Source organism: Caballeronia choica (assembly GCF_001544535.1).
In the GTDB taxonomy this organism is placed as follows: Bacteria; Pseudomonadota; Gammaproteobacteria; order Burkholderiales; family Burkholderiaceae; genus Caballeronia; species Caballeronia choica.
On record NZ_FCON02000167.1, the window covers coordinates 1 to 16,049 of the forward strand.

Genomic DNA, 16,049 nt, shown 5'->3' on the forward strand with positions numbered 1-16,049 from the left:
TTGATCGCCCGATGATCTTGCTCGACAACATTGTTCAGATACTTGTTCTGCCGAATCTTGATCGGTGTTTCCCGCTCCGCGTTGAGAGCATCCAGCGCGGCGAGGTTCGCACCGCTTTTATCGATTGTCACCGCCTCGGGTTCGCCGTTTTGCTCGATTGACTTTTCGAAGTAGCGCCGCGCCGCGGCCTTGTCACGATGGGCACGCAGCAGAAAATCCACCGTGTTACCCTCCTTGTCGACTGCGCGGTACAAATACTTCCACTGGCCTCGGACCTTGATATACGTTTCGTCCATTCGCCAGCTCCGACCGACGGCTTTCTTGTGGCGACGAAAGGTCTTCTCCAGTACCGGCAACACCTTGATGGCCCAGCGGTGCACAGTTGAATGGTCGACTGAGATTCCGCGCTCCGCCATCATCTCTTCCAGGTGTCGAAGGCTCAGCGGATAGGCCACATACCAGCGCACGCACGTCAGGATCACGTCGAGCGGATAGTGCAAACGCCTGAGCACCCGTGCCAAGGCTGGATTCAGAGTCGTCATCAAGCGTCCGATCGTTCGCATTGTCATGGCTCATGATACCCGACGCTTACTGCGACAAAACCGTCGATGGTCTGGCCTTGATCGACTCGAGCGCAAGCTTGAACTTGCCCTCGAGCCGGATCAGGTTCTCCCGGTTCTCGGGCAGATCGGTGGCCGACAGGTGGCGACAGTCTGCGAAGCACTCGAGATGTTTAGGACAGGGATCGACCGTAAACGAATTGAGGCAATGCCCATACGGTGTGGCATGGAAACCGCCGGCTTCGGCACGAAGGTACTCATACGCGGCAGCATCCCCCTCTGTTGCCTGGATACGCCGGAACGCATCCACAATCGGGCCATTGGCCTTGCCACCCTTGATGAGCCTGGCAACCGTGCCGGCTTTTGCACCGAGCATGATCTCGATGTCCTGCGGGAGCTCGATCTGGTCCAGTTCCTCGGCGAGGCTGCGATGATCGTACTCGTAACTCTGTGCAACGCTGCGCCGGTTGAAGCGCTTCGAGATGATCGTGTCGGCGACGCCCAGCCGGAACAGCTCGGTGTTTTGCAGATGACGCAGCATGTGTGACTCGATCTTGAGCGCGCGGTCGTCGTCTGTTTCACCATACTTTGCGAACAGATTTGGCACGGCACCATCGTCTAGCAGGCCGTCATAGATAAATTCAGGGTCCGGGCGGCTCACCGCCATGTAACGCGTCACATCGCACAGGCCATCGTTGCGCTCCTCGGCGAGCGAACGCTTGGGCTGCACGAACAGAAACTCCCATGGCTGGACGACGCCGACCGCAAGCGGCAATGGGGTGGTGTCCGACACCTTCGTTGGCGTTTTGAGCCGGATATGCTCTTCGAACTCTCCAACGTGCAGATGCGTCGCGTGCCATTCCATCCGCTCCAGGGGGCTGACCGGTGAGCCGTCGCCACGACGGAAGCGCAGGCTCGCCTTGCCTTCGCGCATCGCCTTGACCAGACGATTTCCGAACTGATAGATGGCCATGTTGAGCTTGAGGTCACCACTGCGGCGTCGTTCCAGCTGATAGTCATGCAACTCAACGAGTAGCGCCGGATCGAAACCGTCACGGTAGCGTTCGATGAACGGTTCCTGCTCGATATCCAGCCAGAACGGATTACCCATCAATCGCGTATAGATTTCGGTGACAGGCACGAGGCTATCGGCCGGGTACCACGGAAGCAGACGCCCCGTTTCGCATTGCAGCTTCAGCGTCGCGCGCAGCGGTTCCGTGATCCTGGCCACGTGGTCAAGCGTCCCAGTCAGCAGTGCGCGGAACATGTCGGGAACAGGCTGCGTACTTTCACGCAGGATGCGGCTGTCCGCCTCGTCGTCCTGCTGCTTTTCCGCGAAGTGCCGCACCATCAGTGACGTCGAGATGCCACCGGCTTCGCCGGCAGGCCGACCCTTTGAGTCCAGATACGTCCGCTCGCACTTCCAGTCGACCGGCAACAGGGCAGCTTCGCCCGCACGCATGCCAGTCACGATCAAGGTGCGCACGGCGGCGAACCGCAGATCGTCCATGAACGAGCGCGGCTTCTCGGTCATCACGATCCGGACCAGTTCCCAGAACGCCCTGCGTTCGGGTAGCCGTTCGTCGCGCTTGCGCGCCTCCAGGTCCGCGCGCAACTTCTCCCGCGACCAGGTATGTTTCGCCCTGATCGCGCTTTTGCCCTTCATCCGCGAAACGGCAAGCGACGAGTACAGCGGACCCGCATCGCAGAGGTGCTGCGCGTCGAACACGAGCTTGACGATGCCTGCTACCAGGTCCCCCAGTTTTCCGGTTGCCTGGACAGCCTTGCCGATCCGGATGGCAACGTGAAGGTCATCGACGGTCAGCGCCCACGGCTGCCTCTCCACACACGTTGCGATGACCCTCAGGGGCCGCGCGATGCACTGCGTCACATATCCGGTTGTGTTACGCCTGAACAGCAGCTGCTCGGCGACGGCCGCCTTGACCAGATCCTGCCATGCGTCAGACAGCGGCCGTCTGTGCAGCGGTGCCAGTCCGCGCTCGGCGCGCTCCGCATTGACGATCGCCAGTGCCTTCGCGTCAGCGCCCAGGTCTCGCAGGTAATGGCTCGGCGGCGGTACGTCGCCGGCAACGATGGTAAGGTTCCAGCCAACGCCGTCGCATGCAGCGCCCGTTTCGTCGAGAGGCATGTCCCATGACAGGCCTTTGTCATGGGCCAGCGTTTTGCCCAGGTCGATGAACGCAGAGTAGTGTGAATTCATCGGGTGTCGCCTTCCAGTTCCTCGATGACCGCCTGTATGTCAGCGATCGTACGCTGCAATTGCAGATATGCCGGCGACCGGATGTCGCCGCGAGAACTCTGGTCGAAGAAGATCACCACTTCGCGCATCTCGGCCAGCACGCGCTCATGCATCGTCTTGTCATGCAGGGGCATGAACTTCCTGCAGCCGTAGCACGACGTTATGGGGTTATACGGGCAGGCAGGCTGTCCCGAAGAACATCCACCGATACCTGCAATTGGAACGCCGTGAGGGACACCAGCGATCTGCTGGTCACCCTTGAGTTGGGTGAGCTCCTCCGAGGAGATGAACCGGTCGTGGGCAATTTTCGCCACGCGTCGGTATATATCCGACGCACCGAGCGCCCGGTTGACCCGTTCCGCGTGGGTGGCTGAGGTCGCGTAGTACACCAGCCCCGTCTGTATATGCGAATGACCCAGAAACTCGGCCAGTTCTTCGTGGCTCGCGCCGGCGTCGACGAGTCGCTGGGCAGCCGTGTGACGAAGGTCCGTAGGCGTACCGCGATCGTTTGAGCCAATCAGCTTCCTCACGACGCTGGCAATCCGGCTTCCGGCATCCTTGGCAGATTCGACCACAAAGAAGCGGGCTGAACCGGGCGTCCTTTCGGCCTGTCGTATTGCGTACAAGGAAGCGAAGATGGGAGCCCATTCACGCTTGACCTTGCGAGTCAAAGGCCTCCTGCTGGACTCACTTTTCTGCTTGGCCATGTGGAAGGTAAGATGTACTGCTGGCATGGATTCGGATACGTCGTGCCAGATACGGACATTGCGCATTTGCAGTTTCGCGATCTGAACGGGGCGCATGCCAAACTGGTAGGCACACAGCACCATGGCTGCCTCGTCCAATGCAGAAGGTAACGCTCCCGCTGCGTTTCCGGATTCCGTGGCAACCTGATCGGCAATGCTGTCCAGGTAGCGAACAATGCACGCTTCCTCTTCGACCGAGAGAAACACGTCTCCAGATCGAACGCCTGCATGGACGTCTCGTGCAGGCCACGGGAGCCCGCTCAGGAACTCCAGATACAATTCGGACCAGCCGTTCAACCGATGGCGACATAGCATGCGGAGAACCGTCTTGACACACGAATAGGCCGTCATAGGCAGGTCCCGCGAGCGCAGGATCATCCACTGCCGGAGAATTCCGGTTGGCGTTGCGCTCAGCACCGACGCCATCTCATCACGACTGATATGCAAGCCACCGGTTACAGTATGAAGACCCGTGGATATGCTGAAGTCCTCGCCGAGCACAAATGCGAAGACGTGTTTCAGAAGTAACCCGTAGGTCGCTCCAAACCGGGCAAAGTCAAATGCCCCTTTCGCGCCGTCGTACACGTATTCGAAGGAACCGGAGTCTTCGGGATCGGATATTGATCTCACACAGTCATCGAAATCATCGTAGTAGCGGATGACAGGAGGCAGAATGGGCAGGGCAGCCAGTACCTTCTCAATAGGGTCGTCCTGCGCCGCGTCCAGAGAGCGAAACAGTTCGCTCGGTATCTGCGATCCGCTCATGTCAACGCCCCTTTGGAAGGGCGCGCAGGACCGCAACCCGATCATCAAAGGCGTCGTTCCAGACATTCGCAAGCCGATCCTCGAATACGGCATGGGCGTAGCGCGAAGGCATGACCGATTTACTTGACCAGCCGAAGAAGGTCCGCATTTTCTGCAGTGCCTCGTCCATTGAATCGCCTTGCTCGAGCAACTGATGAAGTCGAACGACCACACACGTGTGGCGTAGACCGTGCGGTGTTATGGATTCCTTACCAGTCCGATCCTGCAGCTCATTTAATACGTCAGACGGCAGGCAACGCGACACCTGGGCAAACGCCTTTGTCAGCGTTTCGGTGGCGAGCGGCATATTGGATTGAGCATTCAGCAGGAACGGGTGATCGGGCCGCCCGCGATAGTTTCCTACATAGGTCTCTACTATGGTGGCCGTTAGCTGACTGACGGGCACCTGACGGACGGAGTGCACGGTTTTGATCGAAGGTTTCGAATACCGAGGGTCACCATCGTCATCTTCATACTCGTTTTCCTGAACGTTGAGCCAGTATCGAGTCCTTTTCTGCTTCTGGTCGTAGGCGCTTTTCACTGCGTCCGCAGGAAGCAGCAGAACCTCGCCGCGCCGCAGCCCCTGATGCAACATCAGCACAAATGCGACGTAGACACGCCAACGCGTTTTCATGCGTAGAAACGGATTTTGCGGGCATTCCGGATCAAGCACGGCGTACAGCGCTTCGACGGTACTCGCTGGAAGCGATCGGACCGCGTCCACTGCAGCGCGCCTGCGAACGTGCAATTGGCTGTAAAGCGACGACAGCCGGTGCAGTCGCTGTTCTATGTGCCTGAGCCGATCATCGGCGCTCCCGGCGCTGGAAAGCCAGGTGATGACGTCGGTTACAAACCCGAGGCCAGTCTGCCAGCGATTTTCGTCCGCACTGGTTACCGCCGGCTGATTGCGGATCGAGATGAACCACGATTCGAGAATCGCCGCCAGTGCTTCGTCGTCAAATCCACTCAGCGCATCATCAAGTGCGCCGGTGCCAATCAGCTTGTCCGCATGCTGATACAGGTTTTCAACGTACCGAAGCTTCTGCGTGAGGGTTGAACCGGCCAGCTGTGCTATCGACGTCGCCGACCAGATCGCAGCCCAGTACCGCGGCAGGCCATATTGATCGACCAACACCGGGCCACGAAGTGCTGCAGGCACAAGGTTGCTGTTGAGTTGACGAAACACGGGCCGCTCGCGACGAATACGCAACGGCCAAATTTACCATTCGCTGTGTGTCAGGTTGCTGACTCGGTGCGCTTTCATGCAACACTTTCAAACTGACCACATATGACGCTAAATTCCTTTATGTCAATCACGCGGCGGGAAAATGCTGTTTTGCATTGTGTATCAGGTCCCATGTCCTCAAAAAACGCGCGTCGATAATGGTAGATCACACGCCCCACAGCCGATCGAACCCGCGACGCCCGACAAACTTTTCATTGACAGTGCGCGGAAGAAGACAGGGAAGTTGATTGATGAAGTGAGTTCATAAGCCTATGCACCGTATCGTATTCAAAAGCCGATAGTAAGGGTATACGCTTGAGTCATCGCGATGTAGCTGACAGCCTGGTAGGACCGCTGCCGAGCTTCTCGTCAAATATCAACCCATCTTGGAGCGTGTCATGAACCGCAAAGTATTCGCTACTCTCTTTTTCATCGGTTCCAGTGCATTCGCTGGGTCAGCTTTCGCTAGCGGCTACGGTCCGCCTCCGTTTTACCGGCCCGCTGTCGGTGCGCCGAGCTCACAACAAGGACCGAGCGCGCAAACAATTGCTGCCGAGCAGACCGCGCACGGCATCGATACGTATAGTTTTGGCAGTTCGCGCGACACGCAGACGCAATCGGGTGCCCGGCGCGTTGAGGGCACAAGCAACACCACTTCGTCGTCGGTCAGTAATTAAAACGCTCCGCGAGGCAGGCTTGCCATGTGAACGCCCGGTGTAGAGGTGGGCGCTTGCAGGAGGTTGAGTGAGTGTGACTCGCGAGAAAATCGATATTTATCTGGAGCATGATGCCTTAAGCCATTGGCAAAAGCCGTCATCGAAATTGAACGCGCAGGGCTTCCAATTCGATAAAAGACCCAACCATGGTTTAGACACGGAGCGGATTGTTTGATGACCGCTCTGTCGCCGACCCAGCGCGTTTTATGTGCAAGCATGACGTTCGAGTGGGCCGGCGGACTGGGCATGCGAACCCATTTGGCCGCCAATACTGCAGAAGTGGTCAGATCGCCCACGCGAAGAGAGGGTGAAGACAAAGATCATGTTCAAACCACATTTAAAGGAATCAGCCGGGCATTCGGTTGTTGCAACCCTATTCCCGATAATGACTGCTGTGCTGGCCGGCTTCCTGATCATTGGCGTGGCGCTCCCCGTACTGCCTCTACATATCACAAAGAATCTCGGATTCGGACCACTGGTTGTTGGACTGGTGGCCGGTGCACAGTTCGCGGCAGCGCTGCTCTCACGCATTTGGGCGGGTTCCTACTCTGACAGGCGCGGTGCAAAGCGCAGCGTCTTAGTCGGCCTAATCGCCGCCACCGCCGCCGGACTGCTGTACCTTCTGTCGCTTGCATTCCTAAAGGAACCGATGGGTTCTGTCGCGATTCTGCTCGTCGGTCGTGCGGTTCTCGGCGGTGCCGAGAGCTTCATCATCACCGGTGGCATTGCCTGGGGGCTGGGTCTCGTTGAAAGGGAGCATGTTGGCAAAGTCATTGCATGGGTCGGAACTGCGATGTTTGCAGCGATGGCGCTGGGTGGTCCTCTTGGGTCCATTCTCTACACATCATTTGGGTTCGTCGCGATAGCACTGATCACCGCCTTTCTGCCGCTATTCGTTTTCGCATATGTGAGCCGGACCCCGGCAGCGGTACTGCCCGGTCACGGACAGCACGCTTCTTTCAATGCCATCCTGAGAGCCGTTTGGTTGCCCGGACTCGGCGCGGCGCTCGCCAGCATGGGGTACTGCGCGATCTTGGCGTTCAGTTCACTTTTCTTCGCGGACATGCATTGGCAGCCGGTATGGATGGCCTTCACCGCATTCGGTGCTGCATTGATCGCGGCGCGCACCATCGCTGGGCATCTTCCAGACCGGTTAGGAGGCGCACGAGTTGCCTTCATATTCGTCATCGTGCAGGTAGCGGGCCTTTTAATCATGTGGCTAGCAAAGACAACGTTGCTCGCGTCCCTAGGCGCCGCCCTTTCAGGCGTCGGCTATTCACTCGTCTACCCAGGGCTCGGCGTCGAAGCAGTTCGCACGATTGCACCCAGCAATCGCGGCATGGCGATGGGTCTCTATACGGCCTTTCTAGATGTGGCGATGGCTCTGGGCAGCCCCTTCCTTGGATGGGTCGGCGGACACGCCGGCCTGCGTTCAGTGTTCCTAGCCAGCGCCGCGATAGTTGGCTGCGCCGCTGCCGTGGCCATGTTTCTCCAACGTCGACAGCACGTAAGTGCATGATCGATCGCAGACTATCGCTATCAAACTCCTCGTCGGATGGTTACCCGTGAACATTGCCTAGGATTTTCCAACAACGAACGTGGAATCCGTTGAAGCGCTTTACATTCATGACCGTGTCTGATTAAAGTGGCGGAGCACTGCTGTTGTCATGACCCCGGCTCATGAGTCTGGGGCGCGGTAGCAGCGGGTTCGCGCACGAAGAGTTCGGTGCGCGAGTTTTAATTCGACTACAGCGGGCGCCTGGCGCAATGGCACGTGAAAACTTTAACGACATCCTCGTCTTTCTCGCAGTCGCGCGGGAGCGCAGCTTTACACGTGCTGCCGCGAAGCTTGGCGTCTCCCAATCCGCACTGAGCCATACGATTCGTGACCTTGAATCGCGGCTGGGCATTCGCTTGCTCACCCGGACGACGCGCAGTGTGTCGATGACCGAAGCCGGAGAGGACCTCTTTCGAACCGCCGCGCCGCGGGTCGAGGAAATCGATGCCAAGCTGTCGGCCTTGTCGGAGTCAAGGGATAGACCTGCAGGCATCGTTCGCATCACCGCCACCGATCATGCGATCGACGCCATCGTTTGGCCGAAGGTGCGCAGGGTGCTGCGCGACTATCCGGAAATACAGGTGGAAATGACAGTCGACTATGGGCTCGTCGACATCGTGGAGGACCGATACGACATGGGCATACGGTTTGGCGATCAGGTTGCCAAAGATATGATCGCCGTGCGCATCAGCGCGGACATTCGTATGGCCATCGTCGGCTCGCTCGCGTATTTTGAACGCCGGCAATTGCCACGCTCACCAGAAGACCTGCTCAAGCACGACTGCATCGCGCTGCGCCTGACGACAACCAAGGGCCTTTATGCCTGGGAACTTCAGAAAGGGAAGCGTTCGGTTCAAACCCGCGTGAGTGGACAGACCATTTTTAACTCGCAACCGCAAATGATCCGGGCCGCGATTGACGGCTACGGTTTGGCGTTCGTTCCCGAGGACGCCGTGCTACCGCACATCCAGAGCGGTGAATTGCGGCCGGTGATGCGCGACTGGTGCCCTGCGTTTCCGGGCCTTCACGCCTATTACCCGAGCCGACGTCAGAGTTCAAAAGCATTCTCTGTTGTCTTGGAAGCGTTGAAACAGCCGTTGTAAAGTCGGGCTACTGCCTTGGGGCTAGCTTAAGCTTGCCCCGCAACGCGTGACGCGGTCCTACCCGCATTTTCGCATCGAACGCGCGATGCGACCGCCGACAGCACCGCACCGGCGAGGAGCAACCCGGCTGAGAGACCAAACGTCGCGCGATATCCGCTGCTGTCGAAAAGCAGGCCGCCGAGCGTCGCGCCGAGCGTGATAGCAAGCTGGATAACCGCCACCATCAGGCCCCCACCGGCTTCTGCATCGCCGGGGAGCGTTTCAGATAGCCACGTGAACCAACCGACGGGTGCTGAGGTAGCGATCAAACCCCACGCGGCCAGCAATACCGCGGTCGTCGCTACGGATCCGCCAAAAAACATCAGTGTGACGGCAATGCCGCTCATAAGTAAGGGAATCGCGATCAACACGCCATGCAGATTCCGTTTGATTATCGAGCCGACGAAAACTGTGCCGCCCAACCCTGCGGCGCCGATCACGAGCAGCATGAAAGACAGAATTGACACGTCTACCTTCGTCACCGTCTCAAGAAAGGGACGCAAGTAGGTGAACAGCGAGAATTGCCCCATAAACAACAGAGCGACAGCGCCGACTCCGCATAAGACCTGACGGTCGCTGATTATTTGAAGTACGCCGCGCCTAGTCTGCGCTTGGCGTTGCGCGGGTAGTTTCGGCAAGGTGAGCGCCTGCCAGATAAGCGCAACGGCGGCAAGCGGCACGACGCAGAAAAAGGCACCTCGCCATCCAATGATTGAGCCAAGGAAACTTCCGGCGGCCGCGGCGACTGCCGTCGCAAGCGCACTGCCGCCCTGTACTACCGCGATCGCACGCGGCACGAAAGCATCGGGTGCGATACGCATCATCACGGCCGTGGACATCGACCAGCATCCGCCAATTGAGACACCGAGCAGTGCGCGCCCAAGCATCAAGACAGTGTAGGTGGGCGCCACGGACACGAGAACGCCCGAGGCTACCATCAGCGCTGTCAGCGAGAGAATCACCTTCTTTCGGTCAAAACGTCGCGTCAACGTTGACACAGAAAGGCTCGTCAGAACCGCAAAAAATCCCGACACAGAAATCGCCTGCCCCGCCTGCCCTTCGCTTAGAGAAAGCTCATGTGCGATGGGCGTCAGAAGGCTGACGGGCAAGAACTCTGATGCGACGAGGGCGAAGGCACAGAGCGACATGGAAAGCACAGCGCCCCATACCTGTTTGTTCGATAGGGTGGATCGGGTCATCGGAAAGAAAATTAATGCTTAGATGCGGCGAGAGCGGCGCCTTTGCGAAGCAAAAGGTTCGACCAAGGTGCTAATTTACAGCAGGCTGTCAATGGGATTAATCCCTGAAAACTCATCGGGCTTATGAATACGGATCATGAATCGGCCGGCTTAGCGCCCTTATAGTTGGAGGATTGAGCACGCTCGCCGCCGTGCGCGCGTTTCCAGGAGCGAAAAATATGAACGCTAGTAGCCAGCACGTTGGCGACGACGGCGTCGCCGCAAATTGCAACGCCGCGGAAGACAATCTGAACATCACTCGGCGAAGTCTTCTAAAACTCGCAGGAATGGGCGCTGCCACAATCGCCAGCGGTTCGGTGTCGATTTCCAGCATGTCCGCCGAAGCACCTCCGCCGGGTGCCGCCACTGTGCCAGCATCGAAGGTCCTGTTGCATGTGAACGGCGTGCCGCGCGAACTTTCGCTGGACACACGCACGACGCTGCTCGATGCGCTGCGTGAACAGCTGCATCTGACTGGCACGAAGAAGGGCTGCGACCATGGACAATGCGGCGCGTGCACCGTAATCGTCGACGGACGGCGCATCAACTCCTGTCTCACGCTTGCGGTGATGCATCACGGTAGTCAGGTCACCACCATCGAAGGCCTTGGCACGCCGGCGAAACTCCATCCAATGCAGGCGGCGTTCGTCAAGCACGACGGCTTCCAGTGCGGCTACTGTACGCCTGGGCAGATCTGCTCGGCAGTCGCCGTGCTCGATGAAATCAAGGCCGGTGTGCCGAGTCACGTCAGTACGGACTTGCTGGCTCCTCCTCGTCCGACCAACATGGAAATGCGCGAACGCATGAGTGGCAACATCTGTCGCTGCGGGGCCTACTCCAACATCGCCGAGGCGATGACCGAGGTGGCGGGAGGTCGGGCATGAAACCGTTCACCTACGAGCGCCCATCGACGCCTGCCGCCGCCGCAACTGCTGCCCAGCAGACGCCGGGCGCGAAGTTCATTGCTGGCGGAACAAACCTGCTTGATCTGATGAAGTTACAGATCGAGACGCCGGTTCATTTGATTGATATTAACGGGCTTGGCTTCGATCGAATCGAGACGACGCCCGAGGGCGAACTGCAAGTCGGCGCGCTTGTGCGCAACACGGATCTTGCGGCGAATCAGACAGTACGTCGCAACTATCCCTTGCTCTCGCGGGCATTACTCGCCGGTGCGTCTGGTCAACTGAGAAACAAGGCGACGACGGCGGGCAATCTGCTTCAACGCACGCGCTGTCCCTACTTCTACGACACCAACCTCCCGTGCAATAAGCGCGCGCCCGGTAGCGGCTGTTCGGCGCTACAAGGAAGCAGCCGGTCCTTGGCCGTGATCGGTGGCAACGATGCCTGTATCGCCACCTATCCCGGCGACATGGCCGTTGCATTGCGAGCGCTTGACGCGATCATCAACACCGTTAGCGCGGATGGTACGGTGAGAAACATACCCATCGCCGATTTCTACCGGCTTCCAGGCAAGACGCCGCATCTGGAGAACGCGCTGGAACCCGCAGAGCTGATCACAAGTGTCACGCTGCCGAAGCCCATTGGCGGCACGCACATTTATCACAAGGTTCGTGACCGCGCGTCGTATGCATTTGCGCTGGTATCGGTCGCCGCGATCGTGCGCAAAGATGGCACGGGCCGCGTTGCGCTAGGCGGCGTGGCGCCGATGCCCTGGCGCATCGAAGCGGCTGAAGCCGAACTTCCGAATGGCGCCCGCGCGGTGATGTCGCGTCTCATGGCGGATGCCAAGCCGACACACGATAACGGGTACAAGGTAACGCTGGCAGAGCGCACGCTCGACGCGGTACTGACCGAAGTGAAGGAGGTGAGCCAATGAAGTTCGATACCCCCGCCACCAATAATCCGATCGACCGCCTAAAACACATCGGTCATGCGACGGACCGCATCGACGGACGTCACAAGGTGACCGGCACGGCGACCTATGCATACGAATGGCACGACTCAACCCGCGATCCTGCCTATGGTTTCGTTGTGGGCGCCGCAATCGCGCGCGGACGCATCGCGTCGATGGACCTTACGGCGGCGAAAGCGGCGCCTGGCGTACTTGCGGTCGTCACGGCCGACAGCGCAGGGCCTTTGACGAAGGGCGACTTCAATACGGTTAAGCTGTTGGGCGGCCCGCAAATTGACCACTATCACCAGGCCGTGGCGCTGGTCGTGGCCAACACTTTTGAACAGGCGCGCGACGCGGCGCAGAAGATACGTATCGACTATGTCGCCGAGGACGGAAGCTACGACCTCGCCGCAGCGAAAGACACGGCCGGCATGGCCGGGAGCGGTTACTGGGGCGAATCCGCGACGCGCACGGGTGATTTCGATGGCGCGTTCTCCGCAGCTTCAGTGCGCCTTGATGCAACCTACACCACGCCCGATCAAAGCCACGCGATGATGGAACCGCACGCGTCTATCGCGGCATGGACCGGCGACAAATTGACGCTGTGGACTTCGAACCAGATGATTGCGTGGGGAGCAGGCGACGTCGCCAAGACGCTCGGCATTCCCCGCGAGAACGTGCGCTTGATTTCCCCTTACATTGGCGGAGGATTTGGCGGCAAGCTCTTCGTGCGCAGCGACGCGCTGCTGGCCGCGCTTGGCGCAAAAGCCGCGGGCCGTCCTGTGAAGGTCGCGCTCACGCGCCCGCTCATGTTTAACAACACGACACATCGACCGGCGACCATCCAGCGCATCCGCATCGGCGCAGACGCGAACGGAAAAATCACCGCCATCGCACATGAAAGCTGGTCCGGTGACCAGCCAAATGGGCAACCCGAGACCGCCGTCGGTCAGACGCGCCTCATTTATGCTGGCGCGAACCGCATGACGGCGATGCGTCTTGCTACTTTGCATTTACCTGAGGGAAACGCGATGCGCGCGCCTGGCGAAGCGCCGGGCCTGATGGCCCTGGAAGTCGCAATGGACGAGATGGCGGAACAACTTAAGATCGACCCGATCGAGTTCCGCAGAATCAACGACACCCAGGTCGATCCGGAACAGCCCGAACGGCCCTTCTCGCAGCGTCAGCTCATCGAGTGCTTCCGCGTGGGCGCCCAAAAGTTTGGCTGGCAGAAGCATAACGCCCGTCCAGGGCAAGTACGCGACGGCCGCTGGCTGGTCGGCATGGGCACCGCCTCGGCGTTCAGAAACAATATTTCGATGAAGTCGGGTGCACGAGTGAGGCTCGATCGTCGAGGGTTCGTGACGGTCGAAACCGACATGACCGACATCGGCACAGGGACGTACACCATCATTGCGCAGACGGCAGCCGAGATGATGGGGCTGCCGCTCGACAAGATTTCTGTACGCCTGGGCGACTCGACGTTTCCCGTGTCTTCGGGCTCGGGTGGCCAGTGGGGTGCCAACAGCTCAACGGCGGGTGTCTATGCTGCCTGCATGAAGCTGCGTGATGCAGTTGCCAACAGGCTTGAGATACACGGTACGGATGTCGTCTTTGCGGATGAGCGCGTGCGCTCGGGCGGGCGCAATGTGCGGCTTGCCGAAGCAGCATCTTCCGGCGAAATCGTCGTCGAAGACACCATGGAATACGGCGATCTGGCAAAGCGCTATCAACAATCAACCTTCGGCGCACACTTCGTTGAAGTCGGCGTCCATGCGGCCACCGCCGAAATTCGCGTGCGTCGCATGCTCGCCGTCTGCGCAGCGGGCAGAATCCTTAATCCTAAGGCCGCCAGAAGTCAGGTTATCGGTGCGATGACGATGGGCGTAGGCGCAGCGCTCATGGAAGACCTCGTGGTCGACAAGCGCTACGGCATGTTCATCAATCACGATTTGGCTGCTTATGAGGTGCCTGTCCATGCCGACATTCCGCATCAGGAAGTGGTGTTTCTTGACGAAGCAGACCCGACGTCCTCGCCGATGAAGGCGAAAGGCGTGGGCGAGCTCGGCATCTGCGGCGTGGGCGCAGCGATCGCCAATGCGCTTTACAACGCTACCGGTGTACGCGTGCGCGATCATCCAATTACGCTCGACAAAATCCTGATGGGAATCGCGTGAGTGCGTCGCGCAGCGCTAGACGACCGATCGCCGCGATCTGTTGTTTCTTGCGTTGCACGCTACCGGCGGTGTCTAGCTCCGCATCGGCGCAGCCCGCAAGCCGTCCGCCGGGCGTCCCATCGAAGGTTTGAACACTCAGGAGCGAATCATAAAATATCGATCAAGTTCGATGGACAAACGATCATCAGCAGATCTGAAGGACAATCCGAGCAGCTTTGATCCATCCGTAGGTACGGTTGCCTACTATGCACCGTGGGGCAATCTTGCGCTGTTCTACTTGTGTCCGGGCTGGACGCGCTCACCAAGGCGGCGACGTTCGAGGCCACCATCGTACGCGTAATGGATTGAGGGATTGAGGCAACGTTCCTTGGCGGTAAGCGGACCTTTTTGGGAGAAAAATATGCAACTTAAACGCGCTGGCTCACAGCCGTCGATCAAAGGACCGGAGGAATGGTTCACAGGCACGGTGCGGATCGATCCGCTCAACGCTCCGCCCCCGCCAGCCCGCGTGTCGTGCGCGAGTGTGACCTTCGAGCCCGGCGCGCGTACCGCGTGGCATACGCACCCGCTCGGTCAGACACTCCTGGTGACAGCCGGATGCGGCTGGACGCAATGCGAAGGCGAGCCGCGTGTCGAAATTCGTGCAGGCGACGTCATCTGGTGCCCGCCCGGCCACAAGCACTGGCATGGCGCGACATCGACGACCGCGATGACCCATATCGCCATCCAGGAAGCACTGGATGGCAAGAACGTCAAGTGGATGGAGCACGTCTCAGACGAGCAATACCTCGACGGTCCGCAACGCGGCTGAGCCGCTTTACATCAGGAAGAGATATTCATGCACTCGTTCCTCAGGCTTTCCCTGTGCGCCGCCGCCCTTCAGGCCACTTTGGCCTTGGCCGCCGAGCCGCAGGCTAATACGTCCGCTGGCGCGCAGCAGATCACGCGCGCGGGCGACCAACCCTCGGCCGCCGGCCCCGCAGAATTCTTCACCGGTCGAGTGCGGGTCGATCCCGTGTGGCCTGCGGACAGAAGCATCAACGCCGCTGGTCTTCTGGTGACCTTCGAGCCTGGCTCGCGCTCCGCCTGGCACACCCATCCCGCAGGGCAGCGGTTGGTCGTGAAGTCCGGCGTCGGTCTGACCCAGGAATGGGGTAAGCCCACCCAGGCAATCCGTCCCGGCGACGTGGTGTGGTGCCCGCCCGGCGTCAAGCACTGGCATGGCGCCTCGCCGACCACGGCGATGACCCACCTGGCTGTCACCGGGACGGAGGACGGCAAGAACGTTACATGGATGGAGAAAGTCACCGATGAGCAATACAACGCGCGCTAAGCTTCGCAAGGCGCGCCTTCGGGCCGGCGCGCTCGCCGTGGCCTTGGGGCTGGTCACTACATTGAGCCAAACCGCCGACGCGCAGGAGACCCGACAGATTACCCAAAGTCCAGCCAGCGCACCCAGCGCTTCCGAGACTCTTAACGCCCGCCAGCAAGCCATCGTGCCCATCGCGGCCTTTGCCGCCGCGGGCAACATGGCCAAGTTGAATGCAGCGCTCAACCAGGGACTGGACGCCGGCATGACGGTGAGCGACGCCAGGGAAATCCTGGTGCAGCTCTACGCCTATGCGGGCTTTCCGCGCAGCCTCAATGCGCTGGGCGAGTTGATGAAGGTGCTGGAGGCACGCAAGCAGCGTAAGCGGTCGTTTCTCCGCGCCTAGCGCGATACGTTTGGGAGGGTCAAGCTTGCGTCCGCATACACTCAACTTGC

14 protein-coding genes and 1 pseudogene are annotated in these 16,049 nt (G+C 59.6%); 10 read left to right on the forward strand and 5 right to left on the reverse strand.

Going from position 1 to position 16,049, the window contains the following annotated elements:
- The 4 genes from AWB68_RS37250 to AWB68_RS37265 form a co-directional block, all read right to left on the reverse strand.
- Window positions 1-542, reverse strand: a 542-nt coding sequence (locus tag AWB68_RS37250; protein ID WP_087649240.1) for an IS6 family transposase, incomplete at its 3' end; no start/stop codon positions are given.
- A gap of 46 nt (window positions 543-588) precedes the next feature.
- Window positions 589-2,781, reverse strand: a complete 2,193-nt coding sequence (locus AWB68_RS37255) for a hypothetical protein (RefSeq protein ID WP_235028711.1) — start codon at window positions 2,779-2,781, stop codon at window positions 589-591.
- A complete protein-coding gene (locus tag AWB68_RS37260; RefSeq protein WP_235028712.1) occupies window positions 2,778-4,331 on the reverse strand; it encodes a site-specific integrase in 1,554 nt (517 codons plus the stop codon). Before AWB68_RS37260 ends, AWB68_RS37255 begins: the two co-directional genes overlap by 4 nt.
- 1 nt (window position 4,332) lies before the next feature.
- The gene (locus tag AWB68_RS37265) at window positions 4,333-5,556 is read right to left on the reverse strand and encodes a tyrosine-type recombinase/integrase (protein WP_087649231.1); all 1,224 of its coding nucleotides are present in this window, start codon (window positions 5,554-5,556) and stop codon (window positions 4,333-4,335) included.
- A gap of 437 nt (window positions 5,557-5,993) precedes the next feature.
- Here AWB68_RS37265 and AWB68_RS37270 point away from each other — a divergent pair, with 437 nt between their 5' ends.
- The 3 genes from AWB68_RS37270 (at window position 5,994) to AWB68_RS37280 (ending at window position 8,972) form a co-directional block, all read left to right on the forward strand.
- Window positions 5,994-6,272, forward strand: a complete 279-nt coding sequence (locus AWB68_RS37270; RefSeq protein WP_087649232.1) for a hypothetical protein — start codon at window positions 5,994-5,996, stop codon at window positions 6,270-6,272.
- Window positions 6,273-6,618: 346 nt separating this feature from the next.
- Window positions 6,619-7,830, forward strand: coding sequence for an MFS transporter (locus AWB68_RS37275; RefSeq protein WP_235028713.1), 1,212 nt, complete (start codon window positions 6,619-6,621; stop codon window positions 7,828-7,830).
- 248 nt (window positions 7,831-8,078) lie between these two features.
- Window positions 8,079-8,972: a LysR family transcriptional regulator gene (locus AWB68_RS37280; RefSeq protein WP_087649233.1), complete on the forward strand. Its 894-nt coding sequence runs from the start codon at window positions 8,079-8,081 to the stop codon at window positions 8,970-8,972.
- 26 nt (window positions 8,973-8,998) lie between these two features.
- Here AWB68_RS37280 and AWB68_RS37285 read toward each other — a convergent pair whose 3' ends face one another.
- On the reverse strand, window positions 8,999-10,159 hold the full coding sequence (locus AWB68_RS37285) for an MFS transporter (RefSeq protein ID WP_235028714.1): 1,161 nt from the start codon (window positions 10,157-10,159) through the stop codon (window positions 8,999-9,001).
- A gap of 224 nt (window positions 10,160-10,383) precedes the next feature.
- On the opposite strand from AWB68_RS37285, the gene paoA reads away from it, so the two are divergent.
- The 7 genes and pseudogenes from paoA to AWB68_RS37315 form a co-directional block, all read left to right on the forward strand.
- Window positions 10,384-11,133, forward strand: a complete 750-nt coding sequence (gene paoA, locus AWB68_RS37290) for an aldehyde dehydrogenase iron-sulfur subunit PaoA (RefSeq protein WP_268810965.1) — start codon at window positions 10,384-10,386, stop codon at window positions 11,131-11,133.
- A complete protein-coding gene (locus tag AWB68_RS37295; RefSeq protein WP_087649236.1) occupies window positions 11,130-12,089 on the forward strand; it encodes an FAD binding domain-containing protein in 960 nt (319 codons plus the stop codon). The genes paoA and AWB68_RS37295 overlap by 4 nt, the downstream gene beginning before the upstream one ends.
- The gene (paoC, locus tag AWB68_RS37300) at window positions 12,086-14,284 is read left to right on the forward strand and encodes an aldehyde oxidoreductase molybdenum-binding subunit PaoC (protein WP_087649237.1); all 2,199 of its coding nucleotides are present in this window, start codon (window positions 12,086-12,088) and stop codon (window positions 14,282-14,284) included. Before AWB68_RS37295 ends, paoC begins: the two co-directional genes overlap by 4 nt.
- Window positions 14,285-14,453: 169 nt before the next feature.
- Window positions 14,454-14,624 carry a cyclophilin-like fold protein gene (locus tag AWB68_RS51680; protein ID WP_160110137.1) on the forward strand — a complete coding sequence of 57 codons (171 nt, stop codon included), beginning with the start codon at window positions 14,454-14,456 and terminating at the stop codon, window positions 14,622-14,624.
- 60 nt (window positions 14,625-14,684) lie between these two features.
- Window positions 14,685-15,095: a (R)-mandelonitrile lyase gene (locus AWB68_RS37305; RefSeq protein ID WP_087649238.1), complete on the forward strand. Its 411-nt coding sequence runs from the start codon at window positions 14,685-14,687 to the stop codon at window positions 15,093-15,095.
- Between the two features lie 27 nt (window positions 15,096-15,122).
- Window positions 15,123-15,617 carry a (R)-mandelonitrile lyase gene (locus AWB68_RS37310; protein WP_087649239.1) on the forward strand — a complete coding sequence of 165 codons (495 nt, stop codon included), beginning with the start codon at window positions 15,123-15,125 and terminating at the stop codon, window positions 15,615-15,617.
- A pseudogene (locus AWB68_RS37315) lies at window positions 15,595-15,975 on the forward strand (carboxymuconolactone decarboxylase family protein); the annotation flags it as partial. The gene AWB68_RS37310 and the pseudogene AWB68_RS37315, both read left to right, overlap by 23 nt.
- Between the last annotated feature and the right edge of the window lie 74 nt (window positions 15,976-16,049).

What these genes read in the sequence shown, in the direction of transcription:
- AWB68_RS37255 (WP_235028711.1), bottom strand. Translation starts at nt 2,781, where the DNA reads ATGAATTCACACTACTCTGCGTTCATCGACCTGGGCAAAACGCTGGCC.
- AWB68_RS37260 (WP_235028712.1), bottom strand. Translation starts at nt 4,331, where the DNA reads ATGAGCGGATCGCAGATACCGAGCGAACTGTTTCGCTCTCTGGACGCG.
- AWB68_RS37270 (WP_087649232.1), top strand. Translation starts at nt 5,994, where the DNA reads ATGAACCGCAAAGTATTCGCTACTCTCTTTTTCATCGGTTCCAGTGCA.
- AWB68_RS37280 (WP_087649233.1), top strand. Translation starts at nt 8,079, where the DNA reads ATGGCACGTGAAAACTTTAACGACATCCTCGTCTTTCTCGCAGTCGCG.
- AWB68_RS37285 (WP_235028714.1), bottom strand. Translation starts at nt 10,159, where the DNA reads ATGTCGCTCTGTGCCTTCGCCCTCGTCGCATCAGAGTTCTTGCCCGTC.
- AWB68_RS37295 (WP_087649236.1), top strand. Translation starts at nt 11,130, where the DNA reads ATGAAACCGTTCACCTACGAGCGCCCATCGACGCCTGCCGCCGCCGCA.
- paoC (WP_087649237.1), top strand. Translation starts at nt 12,086, where the DNA reads ATGAAGTTCGATACCCCCGCCACCAATAATCCGATCGACCGCCTAAAA.
- AWB68_RS51680 (WP_160110137.1), top strand. Translation starts at nt 14,454, where the DNA reads ATGGACAAACGATCATCAGCAGATCTGAAGGACAATCCGAGCAGCTTT.
- AWB68_RS37305 (WP_087649238.1), top strand. Translation starts at nt 14,685, where the DNA reads ATGCAACTTAAACGCGCTGGCTCACAGCCGTCGATCAAAGGACCGGAG.
- AWB68_RS37310 (WP_087649239.1), top strand. Translation starts at nt 15,123, where the DNA reads ATGCACTCGTTCCTCAGGCTTTCCCTGTGCGCCGCCGCCCTTCAGGCC.